The 1,569-nt window shown below is 72.8% G+C and carries 2 protein-coding genes; both read left to right on the top strand.

The annotated features are described in order from the left end of the window. On the top strand, window positions 1-1,082 hold a 1,082-nt coding region (locus G6020_RS08855), incomplete at its 5' end, for an RsmB/NOP family class I SAM-dependent RNA methyltransferase (RefSeq protein WP_182610366.1). Between the two features lie 6 nt (window positions 1,083-1,088). Beyond that, window positions 1,089-1,569: alpha/beta fold hydrolase (locus tag G6020_RS08850; RefSeq protein ID WP_182610365.1), on the top strand; the 481-nt coding region annotated here is incomplete at its 3' end.

The following is a 1,569-nucleotide window of genomic DNA, read 5'->3' as shown; positions in this document are numbered from 1 at the left end:
TCAGTGTGGAGGCGGCGCGGACGCAGGGGCTGGGCCGGGCCGGGGCGTTCGTCAACGCGGTGCTGCGCAAGGTCTCCGCACAGGACCTGGACGGCTGGGTCGCAGTGCTCCGGAAGAACGTGACGGACCCCGTCGCCCGGCTGGCGGTGGGCACCGCGCACCCGGAGTGGATCGCCCGTGCGTTCGCCGAATCCCTGGGGGCGGACGCAGCGGAGCTGCCCGAGCTGCTGGCCGCCGATGACGCGCGCCCCAAGGTGCACCTGGCGGCACTGCCCGGCGCCATCTCGGCGGAGGAACTCGCGCTGGTGACCGGCGGCACCGAGGGCGTCGTGTCGCCGTACGCGGTCCACCTCGACTCGGGTGACCCCGGGACCCTCGAGGCGGTGCGCGACCGGCTCGCCACGGTGCAGGACGAGGGCAGTCAGGTCGTCGCGATCGCCGCGTCCCGTGCACCGCTCGTCGGCGAGGACGGCGGCCGGTGGTTGGATCTGTGCGCCGGACCCGGGGGCAAGGCCGTCATGCTGGGCGCGTTGGCGGAGATCGAGGGCGCGACGGTGACCGGTGTGGAGGTCTCCGAACACCGTGCCGATCTCGTGCGGGAGGCCACCCGGGACCTTCCGGTGACCGTCCTCACCGCGGACGGCCGGGATCCCGGTCTGGAACCGGGGTTCGATCGAGTCCTCCTCGACGCACCGTGTTCGGGTCTCGGCGCCCTCCGGCGTCGTCCCGAGGCCCGGTGGCGAAAGACCTCCGCCGACATCCCGGGACTGGTGGTGCTCCAGCGGGAGCTGCTGGAATCCGCACTGCGTCTCGTGCGGCCCGGGGGCGTGGTGCTCTACGCGACGTGTTCCCCCCACCTGTCCGAGACGGTGTCTATGATCCGTGAGGCGAACAGGCGCGACGATGTCGAACTCCTCGACGTACGCGAGATCCTCGAGGGGATCGACGGGGCCGCCACCGAGGGCCTCGGAGACGGACCGTGGGTGCAGCTCTGGCCGCACCGCCACGGCACCGACGCGATGTTCATGGCGGGGTTGCGCAGGGTCACCTCAGACCCCACACCGCCGACACGAGAGGACTGACAGTCGATGCCGTCAGCAGACGCGGACCAGGGCCGGGACGACGCGACCTTCCTCTCCGGCGGGACCGGGTGCGCGGCGTGGGTGTACCGCCCGGAGACCTCGTCGGACCCCGGCGGGACAACCGCACCGGCCATCGTCATGGCGCACGGCCTCGGGTGTATCCGCGATCTCCGACTGCCCGCGTACGCCGAGCGTTTCCGCGACGCCGGCTTCGTCGTCGTGGTCTTCGACTACCGGCACTTCGGCGCCAGCGACGGGCAGCCCCGCCAGTTCCTCGACATCGGCCGTCAGCTCGACGACTGGCGGTCCGCGCTCGCCTTCACCCGGTCACTGACCGGCGTCGACCCGGACCGTGTCATCGCGTGGGGCACGTCGTTCTCGGGCGGCCACGTCCTCACGCTCGCCGGAACAGGGGAGCGACTCGCGGGGGTCGTCGCGCAGGTGCCGCACGTCAGCGGGCCGGCCGCGGTCCGGGCGACGCCGCTGC

Origin of the sequence: Dietzia sp. B19 (assembly GCF_014145155.1) — a bacterium.
GTDB classification, from domain to species: Bacteria; Actinomycetota; Actinomycetes; order Mycobacteriales; family Mycobacteriaceae; genus Dietzia; species Dietzia natronolimnaea.
Note: the sequence above shows the minus strand (reverse complement) of the source record. Positions and strands in the feature narration are given on the sequence as shown.